This window comes from Peptoniphilus asaccharolyticus DSM 20463, from assembly GCF_900176115.1.
Lineage (GTDB): Bacteria > Bacillota > Clostridia > Tissierellales > Peptoniphilaceae > Peptoniphilus > Peptoniphilus asaccharolyticus.
Genome location: NZ_FWWR01000009.1, coordinates 208,060 through 226,469, shown reverse-complemented (window position 1 = coordinate 226,469; position 18,410 = coordinate 208,060). Strand labels below are relative to the sequence as shown.

Genomic DNA, 18,410 nt, shown 5'->3' with positions numbered 1-18,410 from the left:
TGGCCATCTTTGATGGCCATTATCTACGAGATCTACCTGTTCCCATTTTGGCATTTTGTCTTGATCTTGCTTGTTCGTATTTTTCATTTGAATCTTTTAAAAACTTTGAAAGCTTATCTTCAAAAGAAGAATCTTTTTCTGTTTTTTCAAAATCGAGTACAGCCGGTTTAGAGGTCTTAGGAAGTGCTTGTTTTATCGAAAGATCAATTTTGCCATCTTCCATTGAAAGTATTTTAACTTTTACTGTTTGACCTTTTTCTAAATGGTCACTGACATTTTCAACATATGAATCGGATATTTGGGATATATGTACTAACCCACTTTGCTCTTCCGGTAAACTAATAAATGCACCAAATTTCATAATATTTGATACAACACCTTCTACTATTTGGCCTACAGTTAATGCCATTAAATAATTCCTCCTGTGTTCTTAAACTATTTTTGTTCGGCTTTTTCCTTATCAATATAAACCACTTCTCTAGGCTTTACCATGCCAAGATCTTCTCTTGCCACTTTTTCGATAAATTCTAAAGAACCTGATGATTTCTTTTCTTTTTCAAGCTTATTTATATCTGATTTTAAGGTCTTTATTTCCCTGTTATATTCAGCTAACTGAATACTTTTGTCATGAGCCTGGGACATAGCCGCACTCATATTATGTCCAGCATAAATTACTGAAATAATTATTATAGCTATATAAATTTTGGGAATTCTTCTTCTTTTCATAAATAACCTCCAAAATCATTATTACATCAGAAAGTAGTTTTTTCAAGGAGTTAATCGATAATTTTATACAAACTATCAGCTTCATCCTTCTTTACGTGATCTTTTATCTCTAATACTTCTACTTTTCTTGTAGAGTTGCCAAATTCTATTTCAATTAAATCTCCAACTTTGACTTCAGTTGATGGTTTTGCAACATTGTTATTTATCTTTATATGTCCACCTTCAGCTGCTGTCTTAGCTACAGTTCGTCTTACTATTATTCTTGATATTTTTAAAAATTTATCTAGTCTCATATTAAAAATGGGAGCTACTTATGCCCCCAATAGCTTATTTGCTTTTATTTACTGCTTCTTTTAATGCTTTTCCTGATCTGAATACAGGTGCGTTTGACTTAGGAATTTTGATAATTTCTTCAGGATTTCTTGGATTTCTTCCTTCTCTTGCTTTTCTTTCTCTAACTTCGAAAGTTCCAAATCCTACTAATTGTACTTTTTCTCCATCTGTAAGAGCTTCTTGTACTGATTCTAAAAACGCATTAAGAGCCATTTCAGCATCTTTTTTTGTTAAATTACTTTTTTCTGCAATGCTTGTTACTAATTCTGATTTGTTCACTATAAATCCTCCTTATTAATTGCCGTTTCAATCATATATATTTGACTGTGCAATTACCTTATCTTTTAAAGACTATCGTTATTATACCCTATCTCAGGTAATGTTTCCACTTAAATTTATAAAAAAAGCCTAATTTTAGACATTTTTATTATAGACTTCCTGTAATATATCGTAGATATAACTATCTCCATTTGCATCAATAGCTACTAAAGTTTCCAAATCTTTTTTCAAATTTAAAACCAATTCTTCTACATCAGCATCCATTTTTTTACCTTCTTCTCTATACTTTTGAAGTATGTCGCCAAAACCTATTATGTTTGATTTTGGAACGTATATAACGCATTGGTGATTGTATTGCATTCTGTCCATTTCATATACCGATATCTTTTCAACAACTTCATCTGAAAGCCCGGCATTCTTTATAAAATAAACTTGATATTCATCTCCATATATTTCAGAAAGAGCTAATTTTAAATCTACAGCTGTTCTCATGTTATAAACTTGAGTAATAGCTATATCCAATTTAGTGTTTATATTAAATGATGAAAAGTCATCCGCATCAAGTAGCATAAATCCATTTGATGGATCTCTTTTTACTGCATTTAAAATATGTTCTATAAAGCTTACACCCGCAACTAAGTTTATCTCTACTCTGCTTTCAATCAATTTCAAAACCGTTCTTTCAGCTATTAGCGGAGTGCCCGGCACAAAGTAGTTTATCTCTCTTTGCTTAGATTCATTGATTAGTGTTTCAACAATTTTATTGTACACCTCTTCAAATGTGTCCTCGCTTTCATATAAGTAATCAAATGTACTATACTCTGCGCCTATCTCATTGAATTTTTTAATTGCATCAACTTTTTCAGTTCTCAAATAGTTGGGATTCTTGTCTTTTATAAATTCAAGAGCCTGTAGTGTGATCCCATATTCATCAGTGGCTCCAAGTCCTATTATATTTATCATTTTATAAAAAAGGCGGCTTATTGCCGCCCCTCCTCTAATTCAATTATTTCTTTTCTTCTGTTTTTGTTTCAGCGTTAGCAGCTTTATTTTCTGTAGCTTTTTTATTTGTTTCTTTTGTTTCTACAGTTGAATTTCCAACTTCATCAGCTTGTGGTTCTTTTTTAGTATCTTCTGGTGTTGTAGCTGCTGGTAATTTGAAAGCTTCTGGAATTTCAATTTCTTCTTTTACATTTACAAATTTTTCTACCTTAGCATCTTTTTTAAGTTTATCAAGGTAATCTTTGTATTTTTGTTGAGTTACAGCACTTTCAATATTTTCTTTTACTTCTTCTAATTTCTTGTTTTCAAATTTATTTAATTTGATGATGTGGAATCCAAATTGAGATTCAACTGGGTCAGAGATTTCTCCAACTTTGATAGATTTAACTACATCTTCAAATTCTTTTACCATCATTCCATTTGAAAATTCTCCAAGTTCTCCGCCTTTTTCAGCTGTTCCCTTATCTGTAGATTTTTCTTTTGCTATTTGAGCAAAATCTGCTCCCTTAGCTAATTCTTTTTTGATTAAGTTAGCTTCGTTTACATCTTTAACAAGAATGTGAGCTGCATCTGCTGTAAAGTATTCATCTTTGTGCTCATCATAGTATTTTTTGATTTCATCTTCAGTAGCTTTAAAGTCTGCTTCTTTAGCTTTGTAGTATTGTTGCATTATGTTTAAATTTGTGAAGTATTCTCTATAATAAGCTTCGTTTGAACCCATTTGTTTTAATTGTTCATCAAATGCTTCTTGTCCACCCATTTGCTCTTTAATTTCATTAAGTTTTTTGTCAACTTCTACTTCATCAGCTTTTATCCCCATCTTTTCAGCATCTTGCTTTAAAATTTCCATATCGATTAGATCATTTAAAACAGATTCTTTGATTACTTGGTCCATAGTCTTTGATGGATCTTGTGGAGAATTTTGTTTTAAATAATCTTCGCTACCTGCTGAAAGAGTGTAATAATTTCTTTGGCTTGCATAGTTCTTTACAAATTCTTCTTGTGTTATGTCTACTCCGTTTACTGTTGCTGCTACGCCTTCTTTTTTAGGTGTTCCACATGCTGTTGTTATAAGTAGTGCTGAAAGACCTACTCCCAACACAATTCTATTCATAGTCTTTTTTAAATTCAAAACATTCATCCTTTCTTTTTTTTAATATTATACACTAAGAAGCGCTTGAATTGGTGTTATTTTTGTGTAACTTAACCATTTCAACAATTTTTAATAAATCCTGTAGTGGATATTTTAAACCTTTTATTTTAAATCCTGGCGATGCTCCAAGATCAAAAGTTATACTTCTATATACATCTTGTAGTATATTTATCAACTCTAAATTAGGTAAGTTCTTAAGCCTTAAATCATACTTATCACCATTTTGCATAATAGATGTAATTCCTGACTCTCTTGCCTTATTCCTTATTAGAGAAATATCCATTAGATTAGAAACTTCTTCTGGTATATCTGAATATCTGTCTATTAGTTCATCAACTAAATCTTGATATTCAACGTCACTATCAATCATAGCAATTTTTTTGTAAATTTCAAGTCTTTGTTCATTGTCCATCACATAGCTATGCGGTATAAATGAATTAACCTTTATATCTACTTGTGTATCTTCTATATCTTCCACTTCTTCGCCACGTTTCTTGGCAACAGCTTCTTTTAGATATTTTATATATAAATCATAACCTATTGAATTGATGTGTCCGGATTGTCTTGAGCCAAGTATTGAACCGGAACCTCTAATTTCAAGGTCTTTAAGTGCAAGCTTATATCCACTTCCAAATTCAGTAAACTCTTTAATAGACTTAAGTCTCTTAGTAGCCACTTCTGTAAGCGATACGTTCTTTTCATAAGTGAAATATGCGTATGCTATTCTGTTAGATCTTCCAACTCTACCTCTCAATTGGTAAAGCTGAGAAAGACCAAGTCGATTTGCTTCTGTAACTATAATTGTGTTGGCATTTTGCACATCAAGCCCAGTTTCAATAATTGTAGATGCTATCAAGACATCATACTCACCTTTTATAAAATCTACAAATGTATTTTCAAGCTGTCTTTCGCTCATCTGACCATGTGCCATAGTAAAGCTCGCTTCAGGAACTAACTCTTTGAGCTCTGCCATCTTCAGCTCCATCTCTTGAACTCTATTTGTAACGTAAAATACTTGGCCACCACGTTCAATTTCTTTTATAATGGCTTCTCTTACCATAGATGGATTGTGTTCCAGTACATAAGTTTGGACAGGGAATCTTTCTTCTGGTGGTTCATCAATTACAGACATATCTCTTATTCCAATCATGGACATTTGCAAAGTTCTTGGAATTGGTGTGGCAGTAAGTGTTAAAGTGTCTACATTTTCCTTTAGAGTCTTCAATTTTTCTTTATGCCTTACACCAAAACGTTGCTCTTCATCTATTATCAAAAGTCCCAAATCCTTAAACTTTACGTCTTCAGACAATAGTCTATGAGTCCCCACAACTATATCCACATAACCTGCTTTTAAATCTTCAAGATCTTGTTTTATTTGCGCACGAGATCTAAATCTGGATAAAAGAGCTATCTTCACTGGGAAATCTCTAAATCTTTCCACAATTGTATTGTAGTGTTGTTCTGCTAGTATTGTGGTTGGAACCAAAAACGCAACTTGTTTAGAATCCATAATGGCTTTAAAAGCTGCTCTAAGCGCAACTTCTGTCTTTCCATACCCAACATCAGCACACAAAAGTCTGTCCATAGGCTTTTCAGATTCCATATCTTTTTTAATTTCCTCTATAGAACTTGTCTGGCCTTCTGTTTCTTCATAGATAAATGCATCTTCAAATTCACTTTGCCACTGAGTATCTTCACTAAAGCTATAACCCTTTATCTTTTCCCTAGTTGCATAGAGATTTATTAAATCATCTGCTAAGTCCTCAACATTCTTTCTCGCCTTTTGTTTTGTACGACTCCACTCAACTGAATTCAATTTATTTATCTTAGGCTTAACACCATCTCCAGCCACATATTTATAAATTGAATCCAAGTTTTCTATAGGAATGAAGAGCTTATCTTCTCCACGATACTCTAATATAACATAGTCTTTTTGTATACCTTGCACTTCAAGTCTGTCTGTGCCTATATACTTACCTATACCGTGTGCCTCGTGAACTACATAATCTCCAACTTTTAAATCGTCAAAGCTTACTTTTTTAGAATTCTTATCCTTTTTATTTTTCTTCTTACTGTTTTGATTTCCGTATATTTCCGAATAACTAAGCACTACATATTTTGAATCTACTAATTCAAAACCATCGTGAATACTACCTTCAGTTATCACAATTTCAGAAGTTCTTATTTCGTCTTCTAAATTTTTATCAAACCTTGAATGCAAATCAAATTCTGCTAAAGTAGTCACCAACTTTTTAGCTTTGGTTTCACTTCCAGCCAAAATTATGACTTTATTTCCCCTATAGACATAATCTTTTAAATCATCTACAAACAATTTCATCTTTCCACGATAGTTTGTTGATGACTTCATCTTTATGTTAAAAGGTCTGCCCGATTTAAAATATTTTTGAGATATCGTCAAAGTATTTAATGTAACCAAATTTGATTTAATTAAATTCTCAACTAAGAAAGACTCATTGTATTTTACATTTTCATGCGCTTTTAGAGCTTCCCCTCTCAAAATCAATTCAGACAAATTGTCTAAACCGTCTCTTACATTAGCCTCTAAGTGTTCGAAAGATATATTAGGCTCTTCCATCACTATCACAGGTTCTGTTTTAAAATAGGAAATTATGTTGCTCGTCTGCTCTGCATCTAAGAATGGAATTGCCAAATCTATAATTGAAGATACATCTCCGCCTTCAAGCTTCTCCAAAACTCTACCGAATTTTTCTTCAAACCTGTCTTTTTCTCTACCACTTAACTTAGATTTTTTTAATTCTGATTTCAACTTCTTTATAGCTGTTTCTTTCATTTCAGCTGTTAAAATCATTTCTTGAGCCGGCAATATCTCTATCTGAGTTAGCTTTTCAACTGACCTTTGAGTAGATATATCAAAGGTTCTAATTGAGTCAACTTCAATATCAAACAGTTCTATTCTGTAAGGTTTTTCAGAATATATATCTATTATATTTCCTCTGATTGCAAACTGCCCTTGAGCCTCTACTTGAGTATATCGTTCATATCCCAAGTCAATGAGCTTCTGCTCTATATTTTCAACTATGTTTTCAGCTTCTTTGATTTCAAATGAATATTCTTTAAAGACTTCCACCGGACTGTATTTATCTGCTAATGCTCCGAGTGTACAAACTAAAAAATCCACTTCTCCATCTATCAGCTTAGTCATAGTTTTCAAACGGCTGTATGTGTTTTCTGTAGATTTGGAAAACTTATTAAAAAGAAAAACTTCTCTTTCAGGAAAATATTCAGTTTTCTGTCCAAGACTTACTAAGTCTTCATATATTTTTCTAGCTTTTAATCCATCATTGGCTACAATAACCAACGGTTTATCTTCAAAAATTGAGTAAGAAAAATGGGAAGTTGCAGATGGAGTTGCTCCATATATATGCAGTGATTCTCCATTTTCAATACTATTTTTTATTTCTAAAAAATTCTTTAAACTTCTAAAACCATCTTTTAATAACAATATTTTCTCCTAAGCTTTAATATAACAAGTAAAATCGGGAAGAATACTCCCCGATTAGTTAAACTTATTCATTGCCGATTCAACCCCATTTTCGATTATCTCTACAACGGAGTCTGCGGCTTTTTCTATAGCTTCTTCTATCTTAAGGCCATCTGATTTATTAAATCCCCCAAGTACATAATCTGCTAAATCTATTTTGTGTTCGTTGTTTCCAACGCCAATTTTAACTCTTGGAAATTTATCACTTTGAATTTGGTATATTATAGATTTCAAACCATTGTGAGTTCCCGCTGAGCCACTTTTTTTAATTTTAAGTGTAAAAGGTGCTATATCTATATCATCAACTATAACAATAACATTTTCAGGTTCCACTTTATAAAAATTCATCAACTCTCTAACTGATTCACCACTATTGTTCATATAGGTTTGAGGCTTTAAGAGTATAACTTTTTCATTTTTAATTCTGATTTCTTCGTATAGTCCTTTAAATTTTATTTTCTTCACACTCACATTGAACTTTTCAGCTAATTTATCAATTGCCAAAAATCCAACATTGTGTCTTGTGTATTCATAATTTTTCCCTGGATTACCAAGGCCCACTACTATATACAAAAGATCACCTTATTCAAACATTTCACTTACTGAGCTATTTGAATTTATTCTTCTGATTGCAGCTGCAAATAAATCTGCAACAGAAACAATGTCAATCTTATCAACTTTCTTTTCGTCTGCTAAGAAAATTGTGTCTGAAATAATGAATTTTTCCATAACACTGTTTTCTAATCTTTCAATTGCTGGACCTGATAGAACTCCGTGAGTAGCACATCCGTAAACTTTTTTAGCTCCCTTTGCTTTTAGTGCTTCAGCAGCTTTACAGATAGTACCAGCTGTATCGATTATATCGTCTACTAAAATACAGTTCTTGCCTTCGATATCTCCGATTATATTCATAACTTCTGATACGTTTGGCTTAGGTCTTCTCTTTTCAATAATTGCAATTGGTAAGTTTAATTGGTTTGCAAACTTTCTTGTTCTAGTTACACCGCCAAGGTCTGGAGATACTACTACAAAATCTTCTCCTTCTACAATATCTTTGAAATATCTTGCAAGAGTTGGCACTGCTGTTAAGTGGTCAACTGGGATATTGAAGTATCCTTGAATTTGGCCAGCGTGTAAATCCATTGTAACTACTCTTGTAGCACCTGCTACAGTTAAAAGATCTGCAACTAACTTAGATGTAATTGGTTCACGTGCTTTAGTTTTACGGTCTTGTCTTGCATAGCCGTAGTATGGAAGCACAACGTTAATATGACCTGCTGAAGCTCTCTTAAGAGCATCTACCATAATTAATGTTTCCATTAAATTCTTATTTACAGGATTTGATGTAGATTGAATTACATAAACATCTCTTCCTCTAACTGTTTCTGCAATATCTATAGCTATTTCTCCATCAGAAAATGTCTTTACTTCACATTTTCCCATTTCAACTCCTAGCTCTCTGCAAATGTCCTCAACTAACTTGTGGTTCGAATTACCTGTAAATATTTGAATTTCTCCTGAAACTGACATCACTACCTCCTATTTAAACCTTTCTTTGTGACCCAACCTTTAATATCTCTTCTAGCTGCTCTCTCTATTGCCAAATTATCTTCAGCAACATCTTTTGTTATTGTCGAGCCAGCAGCTATATATCCATTTGTAGACACATGCACTGGAGCTACTATATTTGAATTAGAACCTAAAAAAGCTCCATCATCTATTTGACTTCTAAATTTGTTCTTGCCGTCATAGTTTACAAACACTACTCCGCAACCAACATTCACATCTTCTCCAACATCAGCATCGCCAATGTAAGCAAGATGTCCCGCTTTAGAGCCATCTCCAAAGTTAGTATTCTTAACTTCTACAAAATTACCTATTTTTACTTTCTTACCAACGTTGCTCTTAGGTCTTAAGTGCGCAAATGGTCCTATTGTAGTTCCATCTCCAACCATAGACTGTTCTATTAGAGAATTATCTATAGTCACTCCATCCCCTATTTTAGAATCAACGATTCTTGTGTTTCCATAAATGGTGCAGTCTTCGCCTATAACTGTATTGCCTTGCAAAATAGCTCCCGGATATATTGTAGTATCTCTTCCTATCTCTACTGTAGGTTCAATAATAATAGATTTCTTATCCATCATAGTTACACCTTTTTTCATATACTCAACATTTATTCTGTCTTGCATAATTTCAGTAGCTATAGTCAAACTATCTCTTGAATTTATTCCAAGAATTTCTGTAGTATCTTTTAATTTGTATCCGCCTATTCTTCTATCACGTTCAAATAAATCTTTTACTACATCTGTTAAATACAACTCTCCTTGAGCATTGTCTGTGTTTAAGTTCTTTAAAGAAGATTTTAAATCCCCACCATTAAACACAAAAATTCCGGAGTTAATTTCTCTAATAAGTTTTTCTTTCCCTCCGGCATCTTTTTCTTCAACTATTCTAGTAATCTTAGCATCGTCATTTCTTACAATTCTTCCATATCCGTATGGATTTTGCATATCTGCAGTTAGAATTGTGCATGCAAAATCACCTCTTTCGTGATACTCCATAAGACCATTTAAAGTATCAGCTTTAACAAGAGGTGTATCTCCATTTAATATAAGTACTGTATCTTCATCTCCAAAATCTTCCATGGCTTGCATAACAGCAAAACCTGTTCCATAAGGAACATCGTCGCCAATAGGTTGATTTCTAAAAATTAAGTCTGAATTTTCGAAACGTTTTATGATTTCATCTTTACCGTGCCCTACTATAACACTTACTCTACTGACATCACTCTCTTTTGCAGCTTTCACTACATATCCAAGCATAGGTTCTCCCAGTATTTCATGAATTACTTTAGGTTTTTTTGATTTCATTCTTGATCCTTCGCCTGCTGCAAGGATTACAGAAACCTTCATCTTTTACCACACCTTTACATTTTTCTAAAACTATTATACATATCAATTTCCCTTAACTCAACAATAAAACTAATTTTTTATAATATTAAAATCTTATCACCTAATAGCTTGCTATCTTTACTGTATTTTCATAAAAATTTTATAAAATAAAAAAATCCCTCTACAAATTTTTTGTAAAAGGATTTTAAATTTACTTTTCTATTTTTGTATCCAATATTTCAATTGCCTTTTGCAACTGATTGTCAGTGGACTTGAATTCAGGTCCTATTCCCTGAGTGTCTTTATTTAGTTCAACTTCAACATCAGGTTTAACACCCAATTTGTGTATAGACTTTCCACTCGGCAAGAAGTATTCAGAAGTAGTAAGCTTTATCCCATCTCCATTTGGAAATCTATTTGCAGTTTGCACAATTCCCTTTCCAAATGTATTTTTACCAACTATTGTAGCTCTCTTATAGTCTCTTAATGCTCCACTTAAAAGTTCAGACGCAGAAGCTGAACCTTCATTAACTAAAACTACAATCGGTTTGTCATAGTGATTTTCATCTGAATTGAATTCAAAATCTCTCTTGCCATTTTTATCTTCAGCATACACAATTATACCCTTAGGTAGTAATAAGTCAGCTATGTGAGCTGCTGTATCTACCACTCCACCAGGATTTCTTCTTAAATCTAAGATTAAACCTTTAACTTCTTTCTTTTCAAGTTCTCTAAGAGCTTTCTCGAAGTCTTTTCCGGTAGTATCATCAAATTGAGTTATGCCTATATATCCTATGTCATCTATGATTTGAGAATGTACTGTATCGACTTTTATTTCATCACGTTTTATAGTTAGGTCTTCAGTTTTCCCAGAGTCCTTCTTTAAAACTGTAATCTTTATATCAGTTCCCTTATCACCTTTCATGACATTAGTAGCTTCTTGTAGCTTATCACCAGTAAACTCTTCATCTCCAACTTTTAAGATTTTATCTCCGGCTTTTATTCCTGCTAAATCTGCAGGCGAATCTTTTATAGGTGATATTACTGTGATTAAATTATCCTCACCTCTAGTTATCACAACTCCAATCCCATAAAATTTTCCAGTTGTGAATTCCATCAACCTATCATACTCTTCCCTTGTATAATATTCTGAATAAGGATCTTTTAACCCGGCTACTAATCCCTTTAACTCTCCATTTAGAAGTTGCTTTTCATTTACATCATAGAGATAATTTTGCTTTACAAACGATTCAAGTTTAGCTAGCTGAGTGTATTTATCTCTATCCACATGGATAAATCCTCCTGTGGCCATCACAAATGTAAAAAAGTTTGTAACCAATAGCAACATTATCCCCGTTACTATCTTTAAAATTTTCTTCATATACTTTTCCTATATATAGTTTAGTGGGTTTACAGGTTGTCCACCAACTCTGACTTCAAAATGTAAATGAGGTCCTGTTGAAAGCCCTGTTGAACCAACTAAAGCCACCACATCTCCAACTCTTACACTTTGTCCCGGAACCACTTTTAACGCACTGTTATGAGCATATACCGTTACAATATCACCATGGTCTATCATAACCACATTCCCATAGCCATTCATAAATTTTGACATTATAACTGTACCAGCTCTAACAGCTATTACAGGTGTTCCGGTAGATGCTGGTATATCAACTCCTGAATGGAATCTACTAGTGCCAAGTATTGGGTGTGTTCTATATCCAAATGGAGATGAAATACTGTAGTTACCTGGCACAGGCCATGATAGGTTAGCTCCACTTCTTGGTCCTAAGTCTAAATTTCTCAAGTTTGCAGATTTGTTTATTCTAAACTTAGCTTGTTGAGATTCTAATTTCTCTCTCTCTTTTGCTATCTTTATTTCATTTTGAAGTCTTGAAATCTCTTTGTCTAAATTAGTCCATTCATTTTCAGCTGCTTCATATTCTTTAGTATATGTGGCAACATCTTGTTGAAGCTTATTCATATATTCTTGTTTCTTTTGATTTATGCTTAAATATTGACTTTTTTCAGCTTCTAATTGACCTTTAGATTGCTCTATCTTGACTTTATTTTCTTCAAGTGCCTTCTTTGTATTTTCAATAACATCTATTTTTTCAGATATTTCATCAAGTAATTTCTTGTCAAAATCAGCTATAGATGAAACTACTTCATAGTTTAAAAGTAAATCCTCTATATTTTTTGAGTTTAAGATTACTTCAATATACTCAACTTTACCATTCATGTACATAGCTCTAACTCTTTCAGTGAATTGCTTTCTGCTCTTTTCTAAATCAGCTTGAGCTTCTGCCAATTCTTGAGTTTTCTTTTCTATGTCATTCTTTAAAAAAGCTATTTCAGTTTCCAATGCATATATACTGTTTGATAAACCACCTATTTTTTTATCCAAATCTATAATTTCTGACTGTACAGTATTCACATTTTTTTGAACTTCATTTATATTCTTTTTGCTATTTTGCAGTTGCTCTGAAATCTGTTGCTTCTGCTTCTGTATATTTGCCTTTTGCTTTTCAAGTGAACTACTAGAGGCATATACACTACCACTTAATAGAACAGTAGCCGATAAAATAGCTACTGATGCTTGCATTTTCTTCATCCAAGTCTCCTCATACATTTAAATGTCTTTCAGTAGACACTAATGAACCTAAATAACCTATACCTACTCCAATACATACAAATATTATTGAAATATGTCTGCTTATTACTCTAGGATTTACCAAACCAACATCGATAATCCCGGATATCTGTGCATTATGACCTATATAGTAAAAGTTATATATATAATGAACGATAAAGAAGGCCAATAAAGCCCCAAACAATCCAAAAATTATTCCCTCTATTAAAAAAGGACTTCTTATATATGAGTCAGTTGCTCCTATATATTTCATTATATTTATTTCATGACTTCTATTTGAAACAGCTATCCTAATAGTATTGTGAATAATCAACACAGATACAAACACCAATGCCAACACTATTGCCGCTCCAACGTACTTAACCGTATTTTCAAACTTATACATTTGCTCAATGAGCTCATATTGATAGTCAACTCTTTCAACGACTTTATCATCTTTGACTTCGCGAGCAACATCAGATGCTATAGTAAGGTCATTTAAACTCACTATAAGAGACGCTGGGAGCGCATCTGAAGGTAGAGAATCCATTACATAGGCCTTATCTCCTAAACGCTCTTTAAACTTCTCTATGGCCTTTTCTTTGGATATATATTGCACTTGAGTAACTCTTTCATCCTTACTCAACTTAGCTATCAATACATTTATATCAGCAGCCGGAGCTTCATCCTTGATAAAGACTACTACCTTATCAAGTTCTTGTCCCAAGTTGTAAACTGCACTGTTTATATTTAAAAGCAGTAGCAATATAATTCCAAATAATGTCAACATGGCTGCGATTGAAACAGTGGAAGCTGCCGCCATCCCGAAATTTCTAACTATACCCTTTAAACTCTCTTTAAGGATATTTATGAATTGTCTAAATATTCTCATAATATCCTCCATTTTCAACATCAGCTACCACTTGGCCATCTTTAAGAGTTATTACTCTCTTCTTCATACTGTTTACAATCTCAACAGCATGAGTCGCCATTATAATAGTTGTGCCTTGATTGTTTATTTTTTCTAAAGTGTTCATTACTTCCCAAGCTGTCTCATGGTCTAAATTACCTGTAGGCTCATCACACACAAGAGTAGGAGCCTTATTAACTATAGCTCTTGCTATAGAAACTCTCTGACTTTGTCCGCCTGATAACTCATAAGGGTAAGACTTTATCTTATCTTCTAAATTAACTAACTCCAATGCATGTTCAACAGCTATCTTTATATTTTTCTTGCTTTCTCCTTGAACTTCAAGAGGATATGCAACATTTTCAAATACATTTTTTTTAGCTAAAAGCCTAAAATCTTGGAATACCACAGATATATCTCTTCTAAGCTTAGGAACTCTACTTTTCTTTAGCTTAGTTATGTCGGTGCCCTTTATTAAAATATTCCCTCGTGTAACTTTCTCTTCTCTTATAAGAAGCTTTACAAGAGTTGATTTCCCGGCTCCACTTGGACCCACTAAAAAAACAAAATCCCCTCTCGGAACAACCATGTTTAGATTTGAAAGAGCCATAACTCCGTTACCATACTCTTTAAATACATTTTTAAATTCTATCATTGTTATTCCTTTCATAATAATAGTAAAATTTATTTCTTCTTGATTTTTTATTATATTACAAAATAGTAACAAATTACAACCTTTATTGATTTTTTAATGCTTTCGCTTGATATTTATAAAATAAACACTGGTAATTATAGAGAATTCGTGTATAATATTAACGTTGAGGTGATATAGAATGGATAAAATCCAAATGAGAAGAGAAAACTTAAAAAAAAGAAAAAATCTTACGACCGATTATATTAATTCTGCATCGGCTCAAATATTCACAAATTTAACCAACTCAGAATTATATAAAGATAGCCAACACATTTTTACATTTGTTAGCTATCAAAATGAAGTTGATACCCATCAGTTTATAAAAAAAGCTCTAAAAGACGGAAAAAATATTTATGTGCCTGTAGTCGATAGAGAAACATTCACCATGGGCGTCTCCAAAATAGAAAATTTTGAAGACTTACAGCCCAATTATATGGGAATACTCGAACCTTCTGAGAAAAACATTAACTTGGTAGATCCTGAAATCTTAGATTTAGTTCTAACACCAGGTCTTGCATTTGATCTTAATGGATATAGAATTGGTTATGGCGGAGGTTTTTATGATAAATTCTTCGCAGCACTAAAAACTAATCCAACTCGTCTAGGTATAGGTTATTCGTATATGTTATCTGACGAGCTTGATCACGATGACAACGACCAGGCTTTAGATTTATTTCTATCTGAAGACGGATTTACAACTGTAGGAGGAAATTAAATGGAAAGATATTTTGGTACTGTTGTTAGAGGAATTAGAACACCGATTGTTAAAGAAGGAGATAACCTTTCTGATATCGTATTTGATTCAGTTGTAAAAGCTGTTGAATCTCAAAACATCAAACTTGAAGACAAAGACGTTGTTGCAATTACTGAGTCTTTACTTGCTAGAGCTCAAGGTAACTATGTAACTACAGATAAAATTGCTCAAGACGTTAGAGAAAAATTCGACGGTGAAATTGGATTAGTTTTTCCAATCTTAAGCAGAAACAGATTTTCAACTCTTCTAAGAGGAATAGCTCAAAGTGGAAGAAAGCTTCACATATTACTTTCTTATCCATCTGATGAAGTTGGAAATCACTTAATGGACGAAAAAGCCCTTTATGACAAACATATCAATCCTTACTCTGATGTATTAGAAGAAAGTGATTATAGAAGATTATTTGGAGAAGAAGTTAAACATGAATTCACAGGAATTGACTATGTTACACTTTATAAAGAAATTGCTCCAAATTCAGAAATTCACTTCTCTAATGACCCTAAAGCTATACTAAAATACACTAAAGATGTTTTAGTATGTTCTATCCACACTAGAGCTCTTATAAAGCAAGAACTTAAAGACTCCGGAGCAAACTTAGTTTATGGTCTTGATGACATAATGAACGAATCTATTGACGGAAGTGGATACAACTCTGAATACGGTCTATTAGGTTCTAACCTTTCAGATGAAGAAACTGTTAAACTTTTCCCAAGAGATGCTCAACCATTTGTTGAAGCTCTTCAAGAAAAATTCAACCAATACTCAGGTCACAACATAGAAGTAATGGTTTATGGAGACGGTGCATTTAAAGATCCAGTAGGTAAAATTTGGGAACTTGCAGATCCTGTTGTAAGCCCTGGATACACTAAAGGTCTTATCGGAACTCCAAACGAACTTAAAATTAAGTATATTGCAGATACAGAATTAAAAGGACTTTCTGGCGAAGAAGCTTCTGCTGTCATGAGAGAAAAAATAAATAATAAAGATGCTGACTTAGTTGGTAAAAATGAAACTCTTGGTACTACTCCAAGAAGACTTACAGACTTACTTGGTTCTCTTTGCGATTTAACTTCAGGTTCTGGAGATAAGGGAACTCCTGTAATCTTAATCCAAGGTTACTTCGATAACTACGCAACAAAATAGAGTATATAATTATCAGCCTTCGGGCTGATTTTTTATTTTCTAAATTTAAATATTTTTTACAACATAAAAAAGATGAGGCAACTCACCTCATCTTATCTCTCAATGTAAACCTGCTTTTTTAGCAACTATAGTTACATTATCTTTCAATGAATCATTAAAAACTACTTTAACATTTATGCTGTCATCAAAAGTAAGTAACTTGGATAATTTTATTTCCTTGCTTTCACCAGCTTTAATAGTAACGGAATCTGTAACTTCATTGTCCTTATTATCAGTAAATTTTATAGTTAAGTTTTCTCCGTTTCCAATAGTAACTATCTCTAAATCATTTAAATACATATTTCTAAAAGAACTTACATAATTGCCATTCTTTTCAGACAAATAACTAGAATTATCTTTTTCAAAACTTTGAATATGTACTTCTTCTCTTGTGTAATTCATAACAACGATTATAGACAAACTCACTAAAATTACAAATAACATATTCAGAAACATAGATCTTTTAAACAATTTTTTAGAGTTCATCTTAATTACCAATCTTTAACAGTTAGAGTATAATTTCCTGAGCGATCTACAGCCATAGCCTTTACAACATATTCGCCTGAATTCCAAGGAACTCTATTAGTAAGTGTTTCTGTAGTGCCAACAGCAATATAGTGATCTGGTACTAATATCTCTCCTTGTAAATTAGTAACTCTAACATATATTGGTCCTGGATTATAATCTGCATTGGTCACACGTATAGATGCATTTATCCAATTATTATCACTTGTAACTCTTGAAAAGCTATTAGTATATAAGTATACGTTTACAGAGTCATTAATTCTCATAGGCTCATATTTTTCTAATTCTCTACTTTTAAAATTTTCAGAAAAATCTTTTGCTTGAACTTCACCCATCGGTAAAACAAAAAATATAGCTAACAACAAAATTAACATCTTTTTCATTACAATCCTCCTTTTTTAAGTTAACATTTTACTACGATCTACTGTTTCTAAACTCTTTATAACATAAAAAAAAAAAAAATCAATGACTTTTTTAAAATTTTATTTTTATTAATACTAATAAATATATACATTATAAAAGGGAATGCATCCGCAATCCCTTTTATAATTTATTTACTTAACTTTGCTTTTAGTTCTCTATTTTTAGCCATAGATTCTAAAATTGCTTCTGCAAGAGATTCCATGTCATTCTTATTAGCAACACTTAGAGAAGTATTTACAGTAACTCTATCGCCTAATACGTCAACAAGCTTTAGGTTTTCATTTACATAGTCTTCCATCTTGTCTCCAACTGTACAAGCCCAAGTACCATTTTCAATTATACCAACTGTTCTGTTTTGTACATTTAGAGCTTCTAAGTCATGGATGAAGTCTTTCATCTTAGGATAAATTCCTAGATTATAAGTTACTGAAGCTAATACAAGGTGAGAATATTTGAAAGTATCTGAGATTAAGTCAGCTACATCAGTAGTAGAAACATCGTGAAGTACAACTTTAGTCATTCCTCTTCTGCAAAGTTCTGATGCTAATGCTTGAGCAGTGTATTCTGTATGTCCATACATTGATGCATAAGCTATCATTACACCTTCTTCTTCTGGTTCATATCTTGACCAAGTGTCATATTTTCCAATGATATATTCTAAATCTTCTCTCCAAACTGGTCCGTGAAGTGAACAGATATATTTGATTGGTAGATCAGCAGCTTTCTTTAGAACATCTTGAACAAATGGACCATATTTCCCTACGATGTTGCTGTAGTATTTTCTCATATGGTCTAAATAATCTCTATCGAAATCTAATTCATCTGCAAAAAGTTTTCCATCAAGAGCACCGAAAGTACCGAATGCATCTGCTGAGAATAGAACTCCATCAGTTAAATCAAGTGATATTAGAACTTCTGGCCAGTGAACCATAGGAGCTTCTACGAAAGCATTAGTGTGTTTACCAAAGCTTAAAGTGTCTCCTTCTTTAACTATGATTTGTTCATGTTCATCTTGTTTTGTATATCCAATTTGATTCATTATTTCAAAGCCTTGTTCGCTTGAAACGATTTTTACATTTGGATATCTATAACAAATTTCTTCAATAGTTCCTGCGTGGTCAGGTTCCATGTGGTGAATTACTAGATAGTCTAAATCTCTTCCATCAAGTGTATACTCGATATTCTTTATAAATTCTTTTCCAAATTGCCAATCAACAGTATCAAATAAAGCTGTCTTTTCATCTAATAATAGATATGAGTTGTAAGAAACTCCTTCTGGTATTGGAAAAATATTTTCAAATAAACTTGTTTTATGGTCGTTAACTCCTACCCAATATAAATCTTCTGTTACGTTTCTAACAGTATACATAATTTCCTCCT

General features: G+C 32.6%; 19 protein-coding genes. 2 read left to right on the top strand and 17 right to left on the bottom strand.

Annotated elements, in window-relative coordinates; all coding sequences use genetic code 11:
- Nucleotides 1–19: 19 nt before the first annotated feature.
- From B8869_RS01660 to ftsE, 14 genes are all read right to left on the bottom strand, one after another.
- Entirely contained in the window at nt 20–409 is a 390-nt protein-coding gene (locus tag B8869_RS01660) for a S1 RNA-binding domain-containing protein (RefSeq protein WP_084230027.1), read from the bottom strand.
- Between the two features lie 26 nt (nt 410–435).
- Entirely contained in the window at nt 436–726 is a 291-nt protein-coding gene (locus tag B8869_RS01655; protein WP_084230026.1) for an FtsB family cell division protein, read from the bottom strand.
- Between the two features lie 50 nt (nt 727–776).
- Nucleotides 777–1,019, bottom strand: a complete 243-nt coding sequence (locus B8869_RS01650) for an RNA-binding S4 domain-containing protein (RefSeq protein WP_084230025.1) — start codon at nt 1,017–1,019, stop codon at nt 777–779.
- A gap of 34 nt (nt 1,020–1,053) precedes the next feature.
- The gene (locus B8869_RS01645) at nt 1,054–1,338 is read right to left on the bottom strand and encodes an HU family DNA-binding protein (protein ID WP_084230024.1); all 285 of its coding nucleotides are present in this window, start codon (nt 1,336–1,338) and stop codon (nt 1,054–1,056) included.
- A gap of 135 nt (nt 1,339–1,473) precedes the next feature.
- Nucleotides 1,474–2,301: an SAM-dependent methyltransferase gene (locus B8869_RS01640; RefSeq protein WP_084230023.1), complete on the bottom strand. Its 828-nt coding sequence runs from the start codon at nt 2,299–2,301 to the stop codon at nt 1,474–1,476.
- A gap of 43 nt (nt 2,302–2,344) precedes the next feature.
- Nucleotides 2,345–3,481 carry a peptidylprolyl isomerase gene (locus tag B8869_RS01635; protein WP_084230022.1) on the bottom strand — a complete coding sequence of 379 codons (1,137 nt, stop codon included), beginning with the start codon at nt 3,479–3,481 and terminating at the stop codon, nt 2,345–2,347.
- Between the two features lie 25 nt (nt 3,482–3,506).
- Complete coding sequence (gene mfd, locus B8869_RS01630) at nt 3,507–6,977, bottom strand: transcription-repair coupling factor (RefSeq protein WP_084230021.1); 3,471 nt, start codon at nt 6,975–6,977, stop codon at nt 3,507–3,509.
- A gap of 54 nt (nt 6,978–7,031) precedes the next feature.
- A complete protein-coding gene (gene pth / locus B8869_RS01625; protein ID WP_084230020.1) occupies nt 7,032–7,589 on the bottom strand; it encodes an aminoacyl-tRNA hydrolase in 558 nt (185 codons plus the stop codon).
- A 9-nt stretch (nt 7,590–7,598) separates the two neighbouring features.
- The gene (locus tag B8869_RS01620) at nt 7,599–8,546 is read right to left on the bottom strand and encodes a ribose-phosphate diphosphokinase (RefSeq protein ID WP_200805937.1); all 948 of its coding nucleotides are present in this window, start codon (nt 8,544–8,546) and stop codon (nt 7,599–7,601) included.
- A 2-nt stretch (nt 8,547–8,548) separates the two neighbouring features.
- Nucleotides 8,549–9,931, bottom strand: coding sequence for a bifunctional UDP-N-acetylglucosamine diphosphorylase/glucosamine-1-phosphate N-acetyltransferase GlmU (gene glmU, locus B8869_RS01615; RefSeq protein ID WP_084230018.1), 1,383 nt, complete (start codon nt 9,929–9,931; stop codon nt 8,549–8,551).
- A gap of 190 nt (nt 9,932–10,121) precedes the next feature.
- Nucleotides 10,122–11,291: a S41 family peptidase gene (locus B8869_RS01610; RefSeq protein WP_084230017.1), complete on the bottom strand. Its 1,170-nt coding sequence runs from the start codon at nt 11,289–11,291 to the stop codon at nt 10,122–10,124.
- A 9-nt stretch (nt 11,292–11,300) separates the two neighbouring features.
- Nucleotides 11,301–12,524 carry a murein hydrolase activator EnvC family protein gene (locus B8869_RS01605; RefSeq protein ID WP_234989716.1) on the bottom strand — a complete coding sequence of 408 codons (1,224 nt, stop codon included), beginning with the start codon at nt 12,522–12,524 and terminating at the stop codon, nt 11,301–11,303.
- A 10-nt stretch (nt 12,525–12,534) separates the two neighbouring features.
- Nucleotides 12,535–13,434, bottom strand: coding sequence for a permease-like cell division protein FtsX (gene ftsX, locus B8869_RS01600; RefSeq protein ID WP_084230015.1), 900 nt, complete (start codon nt 13,432–13,434; stop codon nt 12,535–12,537).
- Nucleotides 13,421–14,107, bottom strand: coding sequence for a cell division ATP-binding protein FtsE (ftsE, locus tag B8869_RS01595; RefSeq protein ID WP_084231034.1), 687 nt, complete (start codon nt 14,105–14,107; stop codon nt 13,421–13,423). The genes ftsX and ftsE overlap by 14 nt, the downstream gene beginning before the upstream one ends.
- A gap of 178 nt (nt 14,108–14,285) precedes the next feature.
- Between ftsE and B8869_RS01590 the strand changes: the two genes are divergently transcribed.
- Both B8869_RS01590 and B8869_RS01585 read left to right on the top strand, forming a co-directional pair.
- A complete protein-coding gene (locus tag B8869_RS01590; protein WP_084230014.1) occupies nt 14,286–14,861 on the top strand; it encodes a 5-formyltetrahydrofolate cyclo-ligase in 576 nt (191 codons plus the stop codon).
- On the top strand, nt 14,862–16,043 hold the full coding sequence (locus tag B8869_RS01585) for a coenzyme F420-0:L-glutamate ligase (RefSeq protein ID WP_084230013.1): 1,182 nt from the start codon (nt 14,862–14,864) through the stop codon (nt 16,041–16,043).
- Between the two features lie 99 nt (nt 16,044–16,142).
- Here B8869_RS01585 and B8869_RS01580 read toward each other — a convergent pair whose 3' ends face one another.
- From B8869_RS01580 to B8869_RS01570, 3 genes are all read right to left on the bottom strand, one after another.
- Complete coding sequence (locus B8869_RS01580; protein ID WP_144017921.1) at nt 16,143–16,538, bottom strand: hypothetical protein; 396 nt, start codon at nt 16,536–16,538, stop codon at nt 16,143–16,145.
- A gap of 35 nt (nt 16,539–16,573) precedes the next feature.
- A complete protein-coding gene (locus B8869_RS01575) occupies nt 16,574–16,990 on the bottom strand; it encodes a hypothetical protein (RefSeq protein ID WP_084230011.1) in 417 nt (138 codons plus the stop codon).
- Nucleotides 16,991–17,157: 167 nt separating this feature from the next.
- A complete protein-coding gene (locus B8869_RS01570) occupies nt 17,158–18,399 on the bottom strand; it encodes an FprA family A-type flavoprotein (protein ID WP_084230010.1) in 1,242 nt (413 codons plus the stop codon).
- Nucleotides 18,400–18,410: the final 11 nt, after the last annotated feature.